Origin of the sequence: Brachybacterium sp. NPDC056505 (assembly GCF_042794925.1) — a bacterium.
In the GTDB taxonomy this organism is placed as follows: Bacteria; Actinomycetota; Actinomycetes; order Actinomycetales; family Dermabacteraceae; genus Brachybacterium; species Brachybacterium kimchii.
In genome coordinates this window covers 186,781-205,752 of the sequence record NZ_JBHTSV010000002.1, presented here as the reverse complement: position 1 = coordinate 205,752, position 18,972 = coordinate 186,781, and the positions used below count along the sequence as shown (strand labels likewise).

General features: G+C 72.5%; 11 protein-coding genes. 5 read left to right on the top strand and 6 right to left on the bottom strand.

Annotated features, from left to right (window positions below; translation table 11 throughout):
* The first annotated feature begins 21 nt into the window (after window positions 1-21).
* Entirely contained in the window at window positions 22-1,734 is a 1,713-nt protein-coding gene (locus tag ACFQ53_RS02650; RefSeq protein WP_239203491.1) for an NAD-dependent epimerase/dehydratase family protein, read from the top strand.
* Here ACFQ53_RS02650 and ACFQ53_RS02645 read toward each other — a convergent pair.
* The 3 genes from ACFQ53_RS02645 to ACFQ53_RS02635 all read right to left on the bottom strand — a co-directional run bounded on the left by ACFQ53_RS02645 (window position 1,723) and on the right by ACFQ53_RS02635 (window position 7,673).
* The gene (locus ACFQ53_RS02645; protein ID WP_377854939.1) at window positions 1,723-3,045 is read right to left on the bottom strand and encodes an APC family permease; all 1,323 of its coding nucleotides are present in this window, start codon (window positions 3,043-3,045) and stop codon (window positions 1,723-1,725) included. The two genes, ACFQ53_RS02650 and ACFQ53_RS02645, sit on opposite strands and share 12 nt — an antisense overlap.
* Before the next feature lie 140 nt (window positions 3,046-3,185).
* The gene (locus tag ACFQ53_RS02640; RefSeq protein ID WP_239203489.1) at window positions 3,186-4,556 is read right to left on the bottom strand and encodes a M18 family aminopeptidase; all 1,371 of its coding nucleotides are present in this window, start codon (window positions 4,554-4,556) and stop codon (window positions 3,186-3,188) included.
* A gap of 93 nt (window positions 4,557-4,649) precedes the next feature.
* The gene (locus tag ACFQ53_RS02635) at window positions 4,650-7,673 is read right to left on the bottom strand and encodes an SGNH hydrolase domain-containing protein (protein ID WP_377854935.1); all 3,024 of its coding nucleotides are present in this window, start codon (window positions 7,671-7,673) and stop codon (window positions 4,650-4,652) included.
* A gap of 448 nt (window positions 7,674-8,121) precedes the next feature.
* Here ACFQ53_RS02635 and tgt point away from each other — a divergent pair, with 448 nt between their 5' ends.
* Entirely contained in the window at window positions 8,122-9,423 is a 1,302-nt protein-coding gene (tgt, locus tag ACFQ53_RS02630) for a tRNA guanosine(34) transglycosylase Tgt (protein WP_377854932.1), read from the top strand.
* 59 nt (window positions 9,424-9,482) lie between these two features.
* Here tgt and ACFQ53_RS02625 read toward each other — a convergent pair whose 3' ends face one another.
* Entirely contained in the window at window positions 9,483-10,463 is a 981-nt protein-coding gene (locus tag ACFQ53_RS02625; RefSeq protein ID WP_377854930.1) for a hypothetical protein, read from the bottom strand.
* Between the two features lie 337 nt (window positions 10,464-10,800).
* Entirely contained in the window at window positions 10,801-13,869 is a 3,069-nt protein-coding gene (locus ACFQ53_RS02620; protein WP_377854927.1) for a glycoside hydrolase family 2 TIM barrel-domain containing protein, read from the bottom strand.
* A gap of 365 nt (window positions 13,870-14,234) precedes the next feature.
* Between ACFQ53_RS02620 and ACFQ53_RS02615 the strand changes: the two genes are divergently transcribed.
* Both ACFQ53_RS02615 and ACFQ53_RS02610 read left to right on the top strand, forming a co-directional pair.
* On the top strand, window positions 14,235-14,663 hold the full coding sequence (locus ACFQ53_RS02615) for a hypothetical protein (protein WP_377854925.1): 429 nt from the start codon (window positions 14,235-14,237) through the stop codon (window positions 14,661-14,663).
* Between the two features lie 374 nt (window positions 14,664-15,037).
* Window positions 15,038-16,453, top strand: coding sequence for a DUF3375 domain-containing protein (locus tag ACFQ53_RS02610; protein ID WP_377855084.1), 1,416 nt, complete (start codon window positions 15,038-15,040; stop codon window positions 16,451-16,453).
* A gap of 52 nt (window positions 16,454-16,505) precedes the next feature.
* On the opposite strand, the gene ACFQ53_RS02605 is transcribed toward ACFQ53_RS02610, so the two are convergent.
* On the bottom strand, window positions 16,506-17,060 hold the full coding sequence (locus ACFQ53_RS02605) for a YdeI/OmpD-associated family protein (protein WP_377854922.1): 555 nt from the start codon (window positions 17,058-17,060) through the stop codon (window positions 16,506-16,508).
* Window positions 17,061-17,403: 343 nt separating this feature from the next.
* Between ACFQ53_RS02605 and ACFQ53_RS02600 the strand changes: the two genes are divergently transcribed.
* Window positions 17,404-18,915, top strand: a complete 1,512-nt coding sequence (locus ACFQ53_RS02600; RefSeq protein WP_377854919.1) for an APC family permease — start codon at window positions 17,404-17,406, stop codon at window positions 18,913-18,915.
* The last annotated feature ends 57 nt before the right edge of the window (window positions 18,916-18,972 follow it).

Genomic DNA, 18,972 nt, shown 5'->3' with positions numbered 1-18,972 from the left:
CCCCAGACGAGGAGGACCACCATGCGCATCGCCGTCGTAGGAGCCACAGGGAACGTCGGTACCGCGGTTCTGCGTGCTCTCCGGCGTCGTCCCGAGGTCACGGAGATCCGGGGCATCGCGCGCCGTCTGCCCGATCCCTCCGCGGAGCCGTACGATGCGGCGCACTGGGAGGCGATCGATATCGGCGCCGCCAGTGCGCCGGAGCGGGCAGTGGAGCAGCTCGTCCGCGCCTTCGACAGCATCGACACCGTCGTCCACCTCGCGTGGCTCCTGCAGCCCAACTCCCGTCGCGACCTGCTGCGGCGCGTCAACGTCGAGGGCACCCGGAACGTCGCCCGGGCCGCCCGCCTCGCGGGGGTGGGCCACCTCATCGCCGCCTCCTCGGTGGGAGCCTATGCGCCCGTGCCGGCGGGGGACGACGACCTCAGGGACGAGACGTGGCCTGCGCTCGGGATCCGCACCTCCCACTACAGCGTCGACAAGGCGGCCCAGGAGGACGTTCTCGACGAGGTCGCCTCCGCGCACCCCGAGCTGGTCGTCTCCCGCCTGCGGCCCGCCCTGATCTTCCAGGACGATGCCGCCTCCTCGATCCAGCGGTACTTCCTGGGCTCCCACATCCCTGTGCAGGCTCTGCGGTGGGGCGGCCCGCCCCTGCTCCCCCTCCCGGCGGGACTGCGGTTCCAGGCGGTGCACGCGGCCGACGTGGCCGAGGCGTACGCGGAGGTGGCCGTGCGCCGCGCGCCGGGCGCCTTCAACATCTGCGCCCCCGAGGTCCTCCGGGCCGACGACCTGGTCGGCCTCCTGGGCGCCCGCGGCTCCGTCCCCGTGCCGACGGGCGTCCTGCGCGCGGCGCTCGCTGCAGCGCACCGTGCCGGGGCGATCGCGGCCGACGAGGGCTGGCTGGACATGGCCATGTCCGCACCGCTGATGGACGCCTCCCGCGCGCGCGAGGTGCTGGGCTGGCGGGCACGACACACCGCCGCGGACGCACTGGGAGAGCTCCTGGTGGGCATGGTCGAGGGCCACGGCGCGGCGTCGTCCCCGCTGCGTCCCCGCGCGGCGGGCGCGCTGGCGCTCGTGCCGGGGCGCGCCGCGGTCGCCGAGGTGGCACGGGAGCAGGCGGGCTCTGCGGACACCGCCCCGATCGACCGCCACCTGCTTGCGCTGTACCTGGCGGATCATCTCAGCGGGGCGTCGGCAGGCCTCGCCCGGGCCGAGCGGATGCGCGACGACTTCGCGGACACCTCGTTCTTCCCCGAGCTGGCGGAGGTGGCGGAACGCCTGCGTGCGGAGCACCGCTTCGTGCGGGACCTCATCCGCCTGCTCGCCCTGCCGCCGATGCGGTATCGGCAAGCGGTGACCTGGTGCGGAGAGCGCATCGGCCGCCTGAAGACCAACGGACGGCCGCGGGAGCGCTCGCCGATGACACCGCTGCTGGAGCTGGAGCTCCTGCGCGGCGCCGTGCTCGCGAAGCTGGGGCTGTGGGAGACGCTGCGCGCGCATGCGGCTGGTCTCGGGGTCGACCCCGAGGTGCTCAGCGACCTCGAGGGCAGCGCCCATCACCAGCTGCGCGTGCTCGGGGACGTCCACGGCCAGGTCGCACCGCGCGCGCTGCGCGTGGATCGCAGCCCCTTCGATCGCGTCGGGACCCCCGATCGGTCGGCAGGCTCGACCGCCTCGGCGGGCTCACGAGGGCCGGACGGCTCGTCCGTCTCGGGCGGCTCAGCGCACTGAGGTGCCGGCGCGGCGCCGACGCCAGGCGGCGAGTGCGGCGAGGACGGCGGCGACGGCGAGCAGAGGCAGCCCCCTGCGCCACACCTGGCCCTCCACCTGCGTGAGCAGCAGCAGGCATGAGATGAGCCCGCCGACGGGCAGCACGATCGGCACCCGGAAGTGGGCGTGCTCGACCCGGTCCCTGCGCAGCACGAGCACCGATGCATTGACGGCGAGGAACACGACCAGAAGGAGCAGGACCATCGTCCCCGCGAGCACCTCCACGGTGCCCGTCAGAGCGAGGAGGACGGACAGCGCCGTGGTCACGACGATCGCGACCCAGGGCGTGCGCCGGCCCGGCAGCAGCCGCCCCAGGAAGCCCGGCAGCAGGCCGTCGGCGGCCATGCCATAGGTGAGGCGCGAGGACATGATGCCCGTCAGCAGTGCCCCGTTGGCCACGGCGACCAGCGCGATCGCGCTGAACACCACGGGCGGCACGATGCCGGCGGCGGAGATCACGCGCGCGAGCGGGGCGGAGGAGCCGGCGAGCTCGTCGGTGGGCACCACAGCGGAGGCGACCACACCGATCAGGGCGTACACGACCCCCGCGGTGATCAGGGCGCCGAACAGAGCGCGCGGATAGGAGCGGGCGGGGTCCTTGGTCTCCTCGGCGATGTTCACGCTGGTCTCGAAGCCCACGTAGGAGTAGAAGGCGAGCACGCTGCCCGCGAGGACGGCGGCGACCGGGCCGTTCTCGGGCGTTCCCAGCGTGGTCAGGCGGGAGAACTCCCCGTTCCCGCGCAGCAGCACGATCGCCCCGAGCACGATCACCAGCAGCAGGCCGGAGACCTCGATGAGCGTCGCGACGCGGTTCACCCACATCGACTCGGAGATCCCCCGTGCGTTGAGCACGGCCAGCAGCGCAAGGAACACGACCACGACGAGCATCGTGGGCAGCGTGACGAAGGTGCGCAGGTAGTCCCCGGCGAAGCCCAGGGCGAGCGTGCCCACCGAGACGATCCCGGCGGCGAGCATGCAGAACCCGACGAGGAAGCCGACGAAGGGGCCGAAGGCGCGGGTCGCGTAGTGGGACGATCCGCCGGCCCGCGGGTACTTCGTCGCGAGCTCCGCGTACGAGGAAGCGGTCAGCAGCGCGAGCACGAGCGCGACCACCAAGGGGACCCACAGGGCGCCGCCGGAGATCGCGGCGATCTCGCCCGCGAGCACGTACACGCCCGCTCCCAGCACATCGCCGAGGATGAACAGGAACAGGCTGAAGGTGGTGACGGACCGGACGAGCGAAGGAGCGCTGGCGCTCCGCTGCGCAGGCATGCCGGTCAGACTACGGCGGGGCCGCGTTCAGGAGCCATCGACCGACCGATCGGAAGGTCCACCCTTTTGCTCGATTCGCCCGGTGCAGGCCCCACACGGGGTGGGCGACCGGTTCGCGCCCGGGATCCGACGGCGAGGCGTCAGCCCCGCAGGAACTCCTCGCACGCCCGTGAGAGGTGCAGCGGGTCGGCGACGGCGCACATCTCGCGGGCCGAGTGCATCGAGAGCAGGGTGATGCCCACGTCGATCGTGGTCATGCCCAGCCTGGTCGCGGTGATCGGGCCGATGGTGGAGCCGCAGGGCATCGCGTTGTTCGAGACGAACGCCTGCAGCGGCACGCCCGCGCGCTCGCAGGCCTCGGTGAGCGCGGCGGTGCCCACGGCGTCGGTCGCGTAGCGCTGGTTGGCGTTGATCTTGAGGATCGGCCCGGCGCCCAGGCGCGGACGGTTCACGGGGTCGTGGCGCTCGGGGTAGTTCGGGTGGGCGGCGTGGCCGGCGTCGGCCGAGAGCACCATCGAGCCCGCGAGAGCCCGGCGCCGCGAGGCCTCGTCCCCGCCGAGCGCCGCGTGCACGCGCACCAGCACGTCCTCGAGGAACGGCCCGGCGGCGCCCGAGCGGGACGCCGAACCCACCTCCTCGTGGTCGTTGGCGACCATGAGGGCGATCGGACGCTCGCCGTCGGCCGTTCCTGAGCGGGCTCCCGAGCCGGAGCCGGCCCCCGCGTCGGTGCCGGACCCCGTGCCGCCCGCGAGCCGCACGAGCGCCTCGACCTCGGCGTGCACGGAGGAGAGGTTGTCCAGGCGGCCCGAGGCCAGGAACTCCTCGTGGGCGCCGAAGAAGCCGGGCGCCTGGGAATCCGCGGTGACCACGTCGGTCCCCAGGATCTCCGCGCGCTGCACGCCCGCGCGCTCGGCGAGCAGGCCCAGCACGTCGACCTCGCCCAGGCCGAGGATCGGCTGCATGTGCTTCTGCGGGTTCAGCGTGAGGCCGTCGGCGTTCACCCCGCGGTCCAGGTGCACGGCGAGCTGCGGGACCCGCAGCAGCGGGCCGGTCGCGACCAGCACCTCGCGGCCGCCGCGCAGCACCAGCCGCCCGGCCAGGCGCAGTTCGCGATCCAGCCAGGAGTTCAACAGCGCCCCGCCGTAGACCTCGACGCCCACCTGCGCGATCGTCTCCGCAGCGAGCTGCGGGTCGGGCTTCACCTTGAGCGCCGGGGAGTCGGTGTGCGAGCCGACGATCCGGAAGGCCGTCCCGTCCGACGCCTCCGCGGGCGCGGACCAGGCGATGAGCGAGCCGTCGCGCAGCACGAAGCGGTTCCCGCGCACCGCGTCCCCGCTCCACTGCTCCCGCTCGTCCAGCGCCGTGAACCCCGCGACCTCGAGGCGCCGGGCCGCCTCGCGCACGGCGTGGAAGCTCGAGGGGGAGGCGGTGACGAAGGAGCCCAGGTCGGTCGCGAAATCGCGGGCCTCGGCGGTGGGGTGGACGGCGGATTCGGCAGGTGCGGAGGTCATGGGCTCATCGTTCCACAGCGGCCGGGGCCGCGACGGCGGCTTCGGCCCGTCCCGTCCGGTCCCGTCTCGTCGGTCCGGCCCCGTCGGCCCGGATCAGCCGGCGTCGGACGGCTCGGTCTGCGGGGCCTCCGCGTCGGGGCCCTTCATCGCAAGCGTCGCGTCGATCTGCTTCTCGAACCAGTCGTCCATGGTGCGGGAGAAGGCATCGGTGAGGTGGTAGCTGTCGCGGTAGACGAACACGTTGCCGATGATCGGCGAGCAGCGCCCCTTCGGGCACAGCACGTCGGTCGCGGGGTCGGCGATGCGGATCGGCGCGTACGGGTCGTCGCTCGCCCGGTAGGCCGACGGGTTCTCGGCATCCATCCGGTTCTTCATGTCGTCGCCGCACTCGGCGTCGGCCTGGGCCGCGTCGCCGCCCTCGCGCAGCACGTCGAAGGAGCAGTCGAAGCGGTTGCCGGACTCCTCCTTCTTGGGCCAGCGCGGATTGTCCCGCAGCAGCAGCACGGGGATGCCCCGCTCGGTGGTCAGCGGGAGCGCGCTGTCGAGGTTCTCGCGGTCGGATTCGGTGTCCGAACCGCCGTCGAACGAGGTGCGGGTGCCCATCGTGATCAGCACGTCCGGGTCGACGCCGTCGATGAGGGTCTCCCAGGAGGTGTTGACGTCCTCGCACTGGTTGGTCGCCGGGTCCGTGGTGAAGGTGCAGCCGCTGTGGCCGATGTAGTAGACCGCCCAGTTCCTCTCCTTCGCGATCTGCTGGATCGCGCCCGTGTACTGGCCGGCGTGGGAGTCGCCCGCAAGCGCGACCGTGAGGTCGGGGTCGCCGTCGGGCGCGGGGGTATATCGGCAGGTCACGGTGTCCGGGAGGCCCAGCTCCTTCTGGCAGTCCTCGGCGTAGGTGTGCTCGGAGGGCTTCGTGACGACGTCGGGCGAGGGGATGGTGGCGCTGAAGCCGTCGGTCATGGGGTCCACGGTCCACTGCGCGCCCGGGTTCGGGGCTGCCGGCGCGGCAGGGCCGCCGCCGTCGCTTGCTCCGGCGTCGGCGTCGGCATCCTGCGAGCCCTGGGCGACGGTGAGCGAGCGCTCGCCGACGGCGGGGAAGACGGCCTGGGAGCCGACGAGCACCACCACGAGGCTCACCGCGACCGCCGCGAGGGTCCTGCGCGGCCGCGCATCGAGCCAGGCCGAACGGCGCACGGGGGTGTCGACGAGACGCGTGAGCAGCCACGCGATCAGCAGGGACACGGCGAGCACCCCGGCGCCGTCGAGCGCCCCGGCGCGCTCCTGCCCGGTGAGGGCGAGCCAGCCGATGAGCAGCGGCCAGTGCACGAGGTACAGGGCGTAGGCGATCGACCCGAGGAAGGCGACCGGGCGCAGCGAGAGGAACGCGTCGGCGCCCCAGGCGCGGCCCGAGCGCCCGGCGAGGATGACCAGGCCCGCCGCGGCGAGCGGCCAGATCGCGATCCAGCCGGGGAACATGCCCTGCACGTCCAGCAGCGCCCCGCACGAGAGCAGCGCCGCGAGGCCGACCCAGCCGATCACCGCGCGCGCCGCCGCGAAGCGCGGAGGGGTCGCGGCCGAGGTCGTCGCGCCCGTCGCCCGGTCGATCCGCGGCAGCATCAGGCCCAGCAGCGAGCCGAGCGCGAACTCCCACAGCCGCGCCGCGGTGTCGAAGTAGGCGAAGGTCTGGCTCGACGCGGTGGAGAGGATCGACCACACGAGCGAGACCACGATGACCAGCGAGAACATGCCCGCCATCAGTCGGCGCGGGTGGGCGCGGAGCACCGGCAGGCGGCGCATCAGCAGGGTGCCGAGCGCGAACAGCAGCGGCCAGACGAGGAAGATCTGGCCCTGGATTGACATCGACCAGAAGTGCTGCAGCGGGGAGGCGGCCGCGGCGTCGTGCGCGTAGTAGTCGACGCTGTCCGCCGCCAGCACGTAGTTCTGGACGTACAGTGCGCTCGCCCACGCCTGGCGCTGCACGGTCGCCCAGATCGTCGGCGGCAGCACCGTGAACGCGAGGATCAGCGAGCCCAGGATCGTGACGACCGCGGGCGGCAGCAGACGCTTGAACGTCTTCAGCCAGTAGCGGGGCACGGCGAGCGGACGCCCGGACTCCAGGCGCCGCGCGAACGAGCCCGTGAGCAGGAAGGCCGAGATGAACAGGAAGACGTCGACGCCGCCGGAGACCCTCCCGAACCAGATGTGGTACACCGCGACCAGCAGGATCGCGATCGCCCGCAGCCCGTGGATCTCGACCCGGAACGGCACCGAGAGAGCCGGCTCCGACCGGCGGGGCGACGGGGCGGGGGTCGCGTCGGCCGTCGGTGCGGTGGGGCCGGGCGCATCGGCCAACGGGTCGGCGGGCGCAAACTCGGACGGCCGACGTGACGACGATGCCGAGGGCGGTCCGGGTGCCGCGGGCGCCGCGGGTGCCGGATGCATGCGTCCGCGGGTGGCGCGGTCGAGATCGGCGTGAGAGGGGAGCGGCCGCTCGTCGTGCACGGTCGACTCGGTGCGGGGAGCCGTGGTCCGGGCGTCGTGGGCCTCGTCGACGGGCGCGACGGCACGCGGGTCCGTCCGCGGAATCTCGGCGGTGTCGTCCGCCGCGGGCGCATCGTCGGTCGACGTTACATCGTCCTCCGGGACCGCGTCGTCCTCCACGGGCACGTCGTTCGCTGGGACGTCGGCAGCGGGGACGTCGTCTGCGGTCCCCTCGAACTCGACGGGGTACCCGAGGTCGGCCGTGGCGTCGCCGGGTTCGAGCCAGGCGTCCAGGGACTCGGGGTGGACGTGCGCGTAGTCGGTGCGAGCGGGTGCCGTCTCGGCGGAGGGCTCCGCGGACGCGCCGGCGGGAGGCTCCGCGTCAGGGGAGGCGGGTGTCTCGAGCGGCGGCTCCTCGAGGCGTCGGGCGCGTCGGCCGTGGTGGGGACCTGGCGGGGGAGTCGTCGCGCTCTGTGCGGCGGCGCCCGGATCCGTCGGCGCATCCTGTGCGACCGGTTCGGAGAGGGGGCCATCGGCCCCAGGCCTCTCCTCGAGGCCAGGTGGTGTCTCGTCACGAGGGGTGCCGCGGCGACGGCCGTGGGCGCGCGGTGCCGGCCGCGCGTCGTCGTCCGACATCCGTCCCCCTTCGTCAGCGCGCCCATCCGTCGCGGCGTGCATGCGGAGGCGAGCGCCCAGATCCTATCGTCAGCGCGCACTGCGATCCTGCCCGTCTGGAGGACGAGCGCACCCGCGATCGGGTCGCGACCACAGGCGTCGCCAGAGACCACACCACACCCGCGACAAGAGAGCACTGGGCGACGATCGCGAAGAGCACGAGCGAGGCCCGGCGAGCAGGGACGCGGCGGTGACCGGACGACACCGAGACACGACAACGGGCGGTTGCACCGGACCACGAGCGTCGCGAGTGCGGTCGCGAACGCGCCGATCACATGCAGGAGTGTGCGCACTCTTCGAGGGTGAGCTGAGAGCCTCGCCGGGGGGGCCTGGGAAACCAGAGCCCGTTTCGGCACGCGCCAGGAGGGCGGTCTCACCATGCCACACTGGTGCGGTGCAGGACAGCCCCATGCCCCCGGATATTGTCGGGACTTCAGAATCTCCGCTCGCACCAGTTGATGGCGCAACTAATACCTCAGGCTTCGCGATCACCGCGCGCCACGGCGAGAAGGCCCGCGCCGGGGTGATCCGCACCCCGCACGGCGACATCGCGACCCCGGCGTTCGTGCCAGTGGGCACCAAGGCGACCGTGAAGGCCGTGCTCCCGCAGGCCGTCGCGGACCTCGGCGCGCAGGCGGTCCTCGCCAACGCCTACCACCTCTACCTCCAGCCCGGCCACGACCTGGTCGACGAGGCCGGCGGCCTGGGCGCCTTCATGAACTGGCCCGGCCCCACGTACACCGACTCGGGCGGCTTCCAGGTGATGAGCCTGGGTGCGGGCTTCAAGAAGGTCCTCTCCAGCGAGTTCTCCGGAGGGGAGAAGGCCCGCACCGCGAGCGGCGAGGACGACGCCGTCGCCGAGGGCAAGGAGCGTCTCGCGCACGTCGACGACGACGGCGTCACCTTCCGCTCCTTCATCAACGGCGACGTCCACCGGTTCACGCCCGAGATCTCCATGCAGATCCAGCACGGGCTCGGCGCCGACATCATGTTCGCCTTCGACGAGCTCACCACGCTCATGAACTCCCGCCCCTACCAGGAGCAGGCGCTCGAGCGGACGCGGCTGTGGGCGATCCGCTGCCTCGCCGAGCACCGCCGCCTGACCATCGAGCGGGACACCAAGCCGTACCAGCAGCTGTGGGGCGTCATCCAGGGGGCCCAGTACGAGGACCTGCGCCGGCAGGCCTCCCGCGACCTCGGAGCGATGGAGGTCGACGACCAGGTCTTCGACGGCTTCGGCATCGGCGGGGCGCTCGAGAAGGAGAACCTGGGCACGATCGTCGGCTGGGTGACCGACGAGCTGCCCGAGGACCGCCCCCGGCACCTGCTGGGGATCAGCGAGGTCGACGACCTGTTCATCGCCGTGGCCGCCGGCGCCGACACCTTCGACTGCGTCTCGCCCTCACGGGTCGCCCGCAACAGCGCCGTCTACACGCGCACGGGCCGGGTGAACCTCACCGGCTCGCGGTACAAGCGCCAGTTCGCGCCGATCGACGAGACCTGCGACTGCTTCACGTGCACGCACTACACCGCCGCGTACATCCACCACCTGTTCCGCGCCAAGGAGATCCTCTCGGCGACGCTCTGCACCATCCACAACGAGCGGTTCGTGGTGCGCCTGGTCGACGAGATCCGCGCGTCGATCGCGAGCGGCGACTTCGAGGTCCTGCGCGAGGAGCGCACGGGCGCGTACTACGGCGAGGCGCGGTGAGCTGTCCCGCAGAGGCCGGCTGCTAGCTGCGCGGCTGCGATGCGGACTGTGCGCCGAGGTCAGCGCTTCTTCGAGGCGCGGAGCACGACGATCCCACCGACGATCACGAACGCGCCCTCGACGACGTGGCGGATCACCTCGACGATCACCATCACCACGAGCATTCCCCGCGCGGCGTCGAAGCTCCCGTCGTGGAGAGCGGACTGCAGTGCGGCCTGAGCGATCGCCGAGACGATCAGTCGCGTCACGACGCCGCACACGAGCGGAGCGAGGACCAGTCCGCCACCGATCCGCACCCGCTGCGGGCCGACCACCAGGAAGTAGACGGCGGCTGCGAGCAGGGCGACGCCCACGATGACGTTGAGGATCACGAGCAGCACGCCGCCCACGGCGAAGCCGGCGACCCCCGCCTCGGAGCCCTGGTACCCGGCGGAGTACCCGCCGGCGGTGGTCACGATGATGGCGATCGAACGGATCAGCAGGAACAGAGCGCCGAGGGTGATGACGATGATCGCGAAGGTGCGCGTCAGCCGGCTGCGATCCGGCGTTCCCGCCGGTGCATAGACGGGCATCGAGGCATTCCCCGGAGCGTAGGGGCCGCCCTGCGCAGTCGGCTGAGGAGCGGCGTAGGGCGACGGCTGCTGCGGCGGGGCGCCGAACGGCTGCGGCGCGGGGGAGGGCTGTGACTGCGCGGGCTGCCCCCACGGGGAGGGCTGCTCGGTCGCGCTCGGAAGGCCAGCGTCCGGCCGACCCGTGTTCGGCTCGCCCGTGCCCGGCTGGGGAGCGTTCGCTGATGCGGCGCTCTGCTGGGGCCAGCCCGGCTGCGGCTCGCCCTGCTGCGGCCAGCCTGACTGCTGAGCCCCCTGCTGCGGCCAGCCCGACTGTGCAGCGCTCTGCTCCGACGTGCTGCGGTACGGGTCGTACGGCTGGGCGGCCTGCTGGCCGCCCCCATGCTCGCCGTATCCCTGCTGCCTGTCGGGGGCCTGCCCGTACCCCGGCTGGTTCTCCTGCGGATCCGGCTGCCCGTAGCCCTGCGACATGTGCTGTTCTCCCTGCTCTGGTCGGCCCTCGTGTGGTTCCAGCCTATCGGGCAGGTCACGTCGCCCCGGCCTCGATCGACCTGCGCGGACATGTCGATCGCGCCCCGCGCGCATCGTCCCCGCGATCACCGCGCCGGACCGGCTCTCCGCCGGGGGCGAGCAGCACACGTAGCAGGAGGTCGGGTCACGGCATATATGACACGTGACCCGACCTCCTGCTACGCCAAGTCCACAGGGTGCCGGACAACCCTTTGCGGGCACGGCGGTTGCGGGCGATCCTCCTGCCGGCGAGCCTGCTGCTCGCGATCCGGCATCGGGCAACCGGACTGCTCGCGGGTCAGCGCGCGGCGAGCTCGAATCGGAAGCTCACGGGGGCGGCGCCCAGCACGTACTGCGGCAGCGGCTCGGGGCCGCAGGCCGCGGAGCCCACACCGTGCAGCGCCGCGGACAGGGTCACCCAGGTGAGGCCGTCGGATTCGAGGGCGGCGTCGTGGGCCTTCGCGTCGAGCTCGGCCGTCGACCACGGGCGCACCGCCAGTCCCAGGCCCTCGGGGGCGATGACGTCCACCCCGTGCCCATCGCCGCGGACAGCCGCTCGCACCACGCCCGCCCGGTTGCCGTTCTCCTGCGGCATCACGTAGCGGGTCTGGAGGTCGGTGACGGAGGAGCGGTAGGTCGCGAAGGTCGTGCCGCCGCCGGTGTCCGGGTAGGACTCGTGCGGCCCGTAGCCCGTGTACTGGACATCGTCGAGGTCATCGGGGACCGCGAACGTCCAGCCCACGCGGGGCAGCGGCAGGTCCTCCGGCCAGTGGGCCGAGGGCGCCACGTCCACCTGCACCCCGACGCGCTCGCCGTCGCTGGACCAGCGCTCGGTGACGTCGGCGCCCAGGCTCGACCCGTCCAGACCCAGACGCTTGCGCAGCACGAGCACACCGCCCTCGACCTCGGCCGAGACCAGTCGCAGTCGGGCCACGTCCAGACCGATCCGCTTCCACCGCGTCTCGAGCGCCACGGACGTGAAGGCGCGCTCGTTGTCCACGGGAGCCCGGTACAGGTCGACGCCCGCGTGAGAGACGTCGACCGAGCCGACCTTCACCAGGCGGCCCAGGTCGTCGAGGACCGCCGGGCCCACGCGCCAGCTGTCACGGCCCACGGCCGCATCCGGAGGGATCGGCGCGACGAGCTCGCCCAGGCCCTCCTGCTGCGCGGAGAGCGCGGCGCGATCCACGTGGTCTGCGGCGACCACGAGGTGTCCTGTCGGGACCGGCCCCTCCTCCTCGCGGGTCAGCAGGCGCACGGTCACCGTGGGCCCGTCGCCCGCAGGCAGGGGCACATCGGCCGACGCCCCGGGTGCGAGGTCCGGCAGCGCGAGCTCCTGCCAGGTCTCCTGCGCATCGAGCGAGACCTCCGCGCGCAGATGGTCGAGGGTGCGGAACGCGTAGCGGTTCGTCACCCGCGCCGCGCGGGCGCCTGACTCACCGCCCGTCGCCCCCTCGAGGATCTCGAGCCCCACGGGAGAGAAGTGGTGCTTGGCGTCGAGCAGCGTGGGGGAGGGGCTGCGGTCGGGCAGCACGAGGCCGTCGGCCACGAAGTTCGCGTCGTGCAGGCGCTCGCCGAAGTCGCCGCCGTAGCCGTCGATCGCACGGCCGTCCGCGTCGGTCGTGGCCAGGGCGTGGTCGATCCACTCCCAGATGAAACCGCCCTGGATCGCGGGGTACTCGTGGACCAGGTCGAAGTATTCCTTGAGGGAGCCGGCGCCGTTGCCCATCGCGTGCGCGAACTCGATCCACAGGAACGGCTTGGTGAGCGCCGGGACGTCGTCGAAGGCGTCGTCGGCCGCATCCACGCCGAGGTGGCGCAGCATGCCGACCAGCTGCTTCCTGTTCTCCGCATCCAGTGCGCGCTCGCCGATCTGGCGGGACTGCTCGTGGCTGGGGTACATGAGCGAGAAGAAGTCCGCGTCCAGCGCCCGGTAGTCCTGCTCGTAGATGACCGGACGCGTGGGGTCGACCTCGCGGACGCGCTGGATCATCGCGGTCGTGTTCCGCCCCGTCGACGCCTCGTTCCCGATCGACCAGATGACGATTGACGGGTGGTTGAGGTCGCGGCGCACGAAGCGGTCGGTGCGCTCGAGCAGGGACTCCGTGAACTGCGGGTCGTCGGCCGGGCGCTTGGCGGCGCCCGTGGAATCCTCACCGGTGGTGTCCGCGTGGAAACCGTGCGCCTCGAAGTCGCCCTCGTCGACCACGTACAGCCCGACCTCGTCGCACACCTCGAGGAACCGCTGGTGGGGCGGGTAGTGCGAGGTGCGCACCGCGTTGATGTTGTGCTGCTTCATGAGCGCCGCGTCGAGATCCTGGTTGCCCGGATGCTGCGTGCGGCCGACGAGCCGGTCGACCTCGTGCCGGTTCACGCCGCGGATCTCGACGCGCTCGCCGTTGACGCGGAAGATCTCGCCGTCGATCTCGACGCGCCGGAAGCCGACGCGCAGGGAGACCGTCTCGGCCGCGGCGCCGCCGGATGCGCCCGCGACGCGACCGGCAGCGCCGGCGCCGCCGGCGCCGGCTGCGGCCGTCACCGTCGCGTCGTAGAGGGCGGGCACCTCGGCGCTCCAGGGGTCGACGGGGCCGACGTCGAAGCTGGTGCCGTCGGCCGGGGCCTCGACGTCGAGGGCGGGGATGCGCACCACGGCGCCCTCGAGCAGCGCGCCGTCGATCCCGGTCGCACGGGCGCTGAGCGTGCCGCGGCCGGTGGACGGGTCGAAGTCGACGCGGGTGACGAGGTCGTGGATGCCGCTGACGGGTCGCAGCAGCAGGTCCAGGCTGCGGAAGATCCCGGAGGCCCACCACATGTCCTGGTCCTCGAGGTACGTGTTGACGCTCCACTGGACCACGCGCACCTCGAGCAGGTGGGTGGCGCCCGCGCGCAGCAGGTCGGTGACGTCGAACTCCTGGGTGAGGCGGGAGCCTGCGGTCACGCCCACCTCGGTCCCGTCGATCCAGACCTTCGCCGCCGAGTCCACACCCTGGAAGCGCAGGATCGCGCGGGCGCCCTCGGCGAGTTGCCGCTCCCAGTCGGCGGGCACCGCGAGCGCGCGCGAGTAGTGGGCCGTGGGGTTCTCGTCGGGCACGTGCGGGACGTCGACGGGGATCGGGTAGACGACGTTCGTGTACTGCGGGGCGCCGTGGCCCTGCAGTTGCCACAGTCCCGGCACCTCGATCGTCGTCGGGTCGCCCAGGTCCGAGCCGTCGGCGCGGGACCCGAAGCGCACGTCCCACGTGCCGTCGAGACTGAGCTCCGGGGCGTCGGAGTGCAGGTGCGCCCGACCGCGCAGGCGCCCGCTGCCGGTAGGCAGGGCCTCCCACCAGCGATCGGTCGGGGCGGTCACGGGAGCGGCGGTGGTCATCGTGAGGATTCCTCCAGGTCAGATGGGGTATTCGCGTCGGACCGGGCGCAGGTGGCCGACGGTGGCGCTGGGATCAGCCTACAGATTCGTGAGCGTTCACGTGACGGGGTGCTCGAGGCGGCCAGGGTGAGGGGAAACCGGGAGGAGGGGAGTATCCGGCTCCCGCGGCCTCGGCGGCCCGCGAGAAGTACGAAGTGGTTGCCATGGGCCCTCTTGGCAACGACTTCGTGCGGCTCGCGTACGGCCGGGGCGGTCGTGGCCACTCGCTCGCAGCGAGCGGGACCTAGTCTGAGCTGAGCTGAGCTGAGCTGAGCTGAGCTGAGCTGAGCTGAGCTGACGGTGAGGATCGAGGTGAGGGGAAGAGTATGGGCTCCGCGGACCACGAGCGCCCGGGACGTCGCATCGACGGCGTGCCCGAGCACGTCGATCGTCCTGGGCGCGACGACCTGCCCGGGCACACCGGTGCGCCTGAGCGCGACGATCTGTCGCAGCTCGCAGGCATGCCTGGGCCCCTCCTGGTCGACTGGGACTACGTGCTGATCCTGGACTGGCCGGAGGGCGACGATGATCTCGATCTCCCCGACCCCGAGGCCGTCATCTCCCCACCGCTGTCGCAAGCGCTGCGGCGATGGTCGACTGCGATGCAGATCGCCTACGACGATGAGACGGGCGCGCATGACCCTGATCCGGAGGAAGCCGACGCCCTGGACGCCGAGTACGACCGCCTCGTCGCGCGACTCCGCGCCACGGGGCTCGCAGTGGACCAGGGGGAGAAGTGGTGGCGCGCACCCTGATGCCGCCGCTTCCCGGCTCGGCCCGATCGCGCCACAGGCGCGAGCAGCTCGCCCCCATCAGAACCGCGAGAAGTGAGAAGTCGTCCTGAAGAGGCGGTTATGACAGCAACTTCTCACTTCTCGGTGGCACGGGGCGCCGAGGGTGCCGCGTGACGGAGCGCCGTCCGCCCCGCCCCGCGCCGCCCCCACCCTCCCCAGTAGACTCGTCGGCCGTGACCACGTCCGAGCCCCAGCCGCAGCACCCGGAGCCCGCGTCGACCCGTGACGATGCCCCGGGCTCCTTCGCCGAGGGCGCTCCCGCGTCCGCCCCGCTCCTCGGGTCCGCGACCGATCGCCCGCAGACGGTCTCCGCGCGCAAGGACGCCTATGAGCAGCTGCGGCGCCTCTCGACGTGGCGCCTGCTGAGCGCGACCAAGGCGCCGGCGGTGCTCGCGATCCTGCAGACGGTCTTCCCCGGCGGCAGCCGTCGCCTGGGACGCAGCGACCTCGTGGCGCGCGTCGAGACCCACCTGGACCTGCTGCACGAGGACGGCCAGGGCCGCACCGCCCCGGAGTACGTGGACTCGTGGGTCCGCGAGGGCTATCTGACCCGGCGCGACGACCCGCAGCACCTGGAGACGATGTTCGAGCCGTCCCCGGCGACGATCGACGCGGTCCAGTTCATCGCCTCCCTCGATGTGCACCGGCCCACGACCACCGAGTCGCGCCTGCAGCTGGTGCTCCAGCAGTTCGACCGCCTCGCGCAGGAGACGGAGACCGACCGCGACGTGCGGCTCGCGGACCTGCAGCGTCGGCGCGCGGCGATCGAGCAGGAGATCCGCGACCTCTCCGAGGGGGAGCTCCTGCTACCCGATGCCGGTACCTCCGCCGACCGCCTGCGCGACATCCTGCAGATCGCCTCCGAGCTCTCGGGCGACTTCCTGCAGTACCGCGAGGACCTGCGCGCCGTCGACCTCCACCTGCGCGAGCAGATCCTCTCCCCGGAGGCCTCGCGCGGCGAGATCCTCGAGCAGCTGCTCGCGGGCGACGACCTGCTGGGCCAGTCCCAGGTGGGCCGCACCTTCACCGCCTTCTTCCGGATGCTCAACGACCCCGCCCAGACCCGTCGGGCGCAGGACGTCGTGGACCGTCTGCTCGAGCGCGACTTCACCCAGCACCTCACGCGCGACGACCGCGAGATGCTCGCGAACGTATTCAGCGACCTCTACGAGCCCGCGCAGGAGGTGCTCGACGTCAAGACCGAGCTGTACCGCTCGCTCGCGCGGTTCGTGCGCTCCCAGGACTTCCGCCAGCACCGCGTGCTGCTGGACCTGCTGCAGGAGGCCCAGGGCCTCGCGCTCGCGCAGAAGGACGAGGTCTCCACGCGCTTTCCGTTCTCGCTGGACCTGCGGGTCGCGCGGGTGCGGATGTCCTCGGTCTCCCAGCACCGCTTGAAGGATCCGACGGATCCCGGCGCCCCGGTGGAGGCCGAGGTGCACGATGCGACGACGCTCAGCGTCGAGGTGCTCCAGGACCTGGTGCGCACCAACGACATCGACACCGTGGGCCTCACCGGCTCCGTGAACCGCGTGCGCTCGCTCGCCGGGCAGGCCTCGATCGGCGACGTGCTGCGCGAGGAGCCCGCCCGCCAGGGACTGGCCTCGGTGATCGGTCTGATGTTCCTGGCCACGCAGTTCGCGCAGGAGCGCGAGGGGTCGACGGAGGTCGTGGGCTGGCGCGAACTGGACGGCAACGACTACGCGGCCAAGGTGCCCGCCTACTACTTCCTGGACGACGTCCCGGTGGAGTGAGTCGGCCGACGGGCCTGCCCGGGCCGCCGGCGGTCACGCAGGCACCAGTCCCTCAGTCGAGCCCGAGCAGCTTCCCGCTCTTGGAGACCTCGGGGTCGGTGCACGAGGCGAGATCGAAGCAGCAGGGGCGGCGCTTGCCGTGGCGCATCTTGTCGAGGGACACCTCCACGCGGCGCGCCCGGGTGGAGGGGTTCTTGGTCGCGCCGACCCAGCGCACCCATTCCCACCGGGCCATGGGCGTGATGTCCTCCCAGACCCCGCCGACGTCGTCGGCGCCCGCGAGCGCCTCGCCGAGATCCTCGGGGACCGACGGCTCGGGCCATGCGGCCGACGGCGTGAGCGAGAACACGACCTCGTCGCCATCTCCCCGGCCCAGCACCTCGAGCATCTCCGCGTCCAGGGCGATCCAGTGCCCCTTCGCGCCGTCGGGCTCGACGACGAGGTCGAAGGGATGACCGTCGAGCACCGCGGTCACGGCGTTCTGTCCGCGCGTGCGCAGCCGGGCGCTGGCCTCGGCGGGCAGCGGCAGGATCAGGCGCTCGCCGATGGCGCGGATGCGTCCGGTGCCCTCGATCGGCTCTGCTGTCTCGTCGGGGTTCCCGGCCATGTCCCGCTCCGTCCTGCTCCTAGGCTCCGCCGCCCCGTCGGAGACGACGGGGCGGGGCTGTCGAGGTCAGAGTACGGCCTCTCCGCGCGCCTGGGCCGCGCGCAGGGGCCGCGTGCAGGGGCCACGCGCAGAGGCCATGCGCCGGGCCGCGCCCCCAGGGTCGAGCCGTGGGGACGGGCACGAGGCGAGCGGAGACGTGTGGGATGACGGACGTTCCTCGGACGCCGCATCCGTGACGGCGCGATCCCCGCCGGTGGCATCATGGCTCCCCGGCTCCGCCCGCGCGACGAAGCTGTGCAGCGACGACGCTGTCGACCGATCAGTCGCCATCGAAAGGCTTCCCATGTCGGAGAGACCCTCCGCCCCCTCGTCGACCACCGGTTCCTCCGCCGCCGGGACATCCGCCCCGGCCGGCGCCGACGAGAACACGCGCTCCCTGCAGTCCACGCTCAAGCCCTCCTGGGTGTTCGCGATCGCGCTCGGCTCGGCCGTGGGCTGGGGCGCGTTCATGCTGCCCGTGGACTGGCTGCAGGACGGCGGCACCGCCGGCGCGCTCCTGGGCTTCACGATCGGCGCTGTGCTGATCGGCATCATCGGCATCAGCTACGGGATGATCATCCGCGTGCTGCCCGTGACCGGAGGCGAGCTCGCCTTCGTGCTGCAGGAGTTCGGGCGCCGCCACGCGTTCGTGGTCGGCTGGTTCCTGGCGCTCGCCTACGCGTGCATCGTCGCCCTGAACGCGACGGCCGTCGCGCTCGTGTTCCGCATGCTGCTGCCCTCCGTCATGGAGCAGGTGCACCTGTACACGGTGGCGGGCTGGGACATCTACCTGCCCGAGGTGATCATCGCGGCCCTCGCGATCGTCGCCACGGGCTTCATGAACGCGATGGGCACGGCCCTGTCCGGGCGCTTCCAGTTCATCGCCTGCGTGGTGCTGATCATCGCGGTCGTCGCGATCCTGCTGGGCGCGCTGCTCCACGGCGTCCAGCACGGCTTCGCGCTCTACCCGGCCTTCCCGGAGGGCTCCTCGCCGCTGCCGGCGATCGCCGTGATGGTTGCCTTCGCGCCGTGGGCGTTCGTGGGCTTCGACAACGTGCCGCAGGCGGCCGGCGAGTTCGACTTCTCGCCCCGCAAGGCGCTCTTCCTCATCCTCGCCGCGATCGGCACGGCGGGCCTGGTCTACCTCGCGATGATCTTCTCGAGCTCCGTCGCGCTGGGCCCGAACGGCGACACCCACCCCGACGCCGCCTGGCCCACGGCCGAGGTGATCGCCGGGATCATGGGCCCGCTCGGCAAGGGCCTCATGGTGATCGCGGTGCTGATGGGCGTGGCGACCGGACTGAACGGCTTCACGGTCTCGTCCTCGCGCGTGCTGATGGCGATGGGCAGGGCGAAGATGCTGCCGGCGTTCTTCGGCCGCGTCGAGAGCCGGCACCGCACGCCCGTGGTCGCGATCGTGTTCACGAGCGCCCTGTGCCTGCTGGCGCCGTTCTTCGGGCGCTCCGCGCTCCAGTGGATCGTGGACATGACCTCGGTGGGCGTGACCATCGCCTACGGGTACACGTGCCTGGCCGCGTTCAAGCTGGCCCACCCCGCGCGAGCGGGGGAGCACGACGCCTTCGGCCGCGCCCGCCCCGTCTACCGCGCGATCTCCCTGCTGGGCGCGCTGCTGTCGCTGGGCTTCCTGCTGCTGCTGTTCGTCCCGGGCTCCCCAGGGCGCCTGGGCACCCAGCCGCTCGTCGCGCTCGCCGTGTGGGTGGTGCTCGGCGCGCTCTTCCTCGCCGTCCGCCACCGACGGCTCATGGCCGCCCCCGAGGAGGAGCTCGAGGAGGTCATCCTCCACCCGGAGCCCTGAGACCCCGGGGCCGACGGGCGGGCCGGGGTGAGCCCGCTGGCGGGCGGGCCGTCGAGC

Coding starts and splice junctions, on each gene's coding strand:
- ACFQ53_RS02650 (WP_239203491.1), top strand. CDS start 22: ATGCGCATCGCCGTCGTAGGAGCCACAGGGAACGTCGGTACCGCGGTT.
- ACFQ53_RS02645 (WP_377854939.1), bottom strand. CDS start 3,045: ATGCCTGCGCAGCGGAGCGCCAGCGCTCCTTCGCTCGTCCGGTCCGTC.
- ACFQ53_RS02640 (WP_239203489.1), bottom strand. CDS start 4,556: ATGACCTCCGCACCTGCCGAATCCGCCGTCCACCCCACCGCCGAGGCC.
- ACFQ53_RS02635 (WP_377854935.1), bottom strand. CDS start 7,673: ATGTCGGACGACGACGCGCGGCCGGCACCGCGCGCCCACGGCCGTCGC.
- tgt (WP_377854932.1), top strand. CDS start 8,122: ATGCCCCCGGATATTGTCGGGACTTCAGAATCTCCGCTCGCACCAGTT.
- ACFQ53_RS02625 (WP_377854930.1), bottom strand. CDS start 10,463: ATGTCGCAGGGCTACGGGCAGCCGGATCCGCAGGAGAACCAGCCGGGG.
- ACFQ53_RS02620 (WP_377854927.1), bottom strand. CDS start 13,869: ATGACCACCGCCGCTCCCGTGACCGCCCCGACCGATCGCTGGTGGGAG.
- ACFQ53_RS02615 (WP_377854925.1), top strand. CDS start 14,235: ATGGGCTCCGCGGACCACGAGCGCCCGGGACGTCGCATCGACGGCGTG.
- ACFQ53_RS02605 (WP_377854922.1), bottom strand. CDS start 17,060: ATGGCCGGGAACCCCGACGAGACAGCAGAGCCGATCGAGGGCACCGGA.
- ACFQ53_RS02600 (WP_377854919.1), top strand. CDS start 17,404: ATGTCGGAGAGACCCTCCGCCCCCTCGTCGACCACCGGTTCCTCCGCC.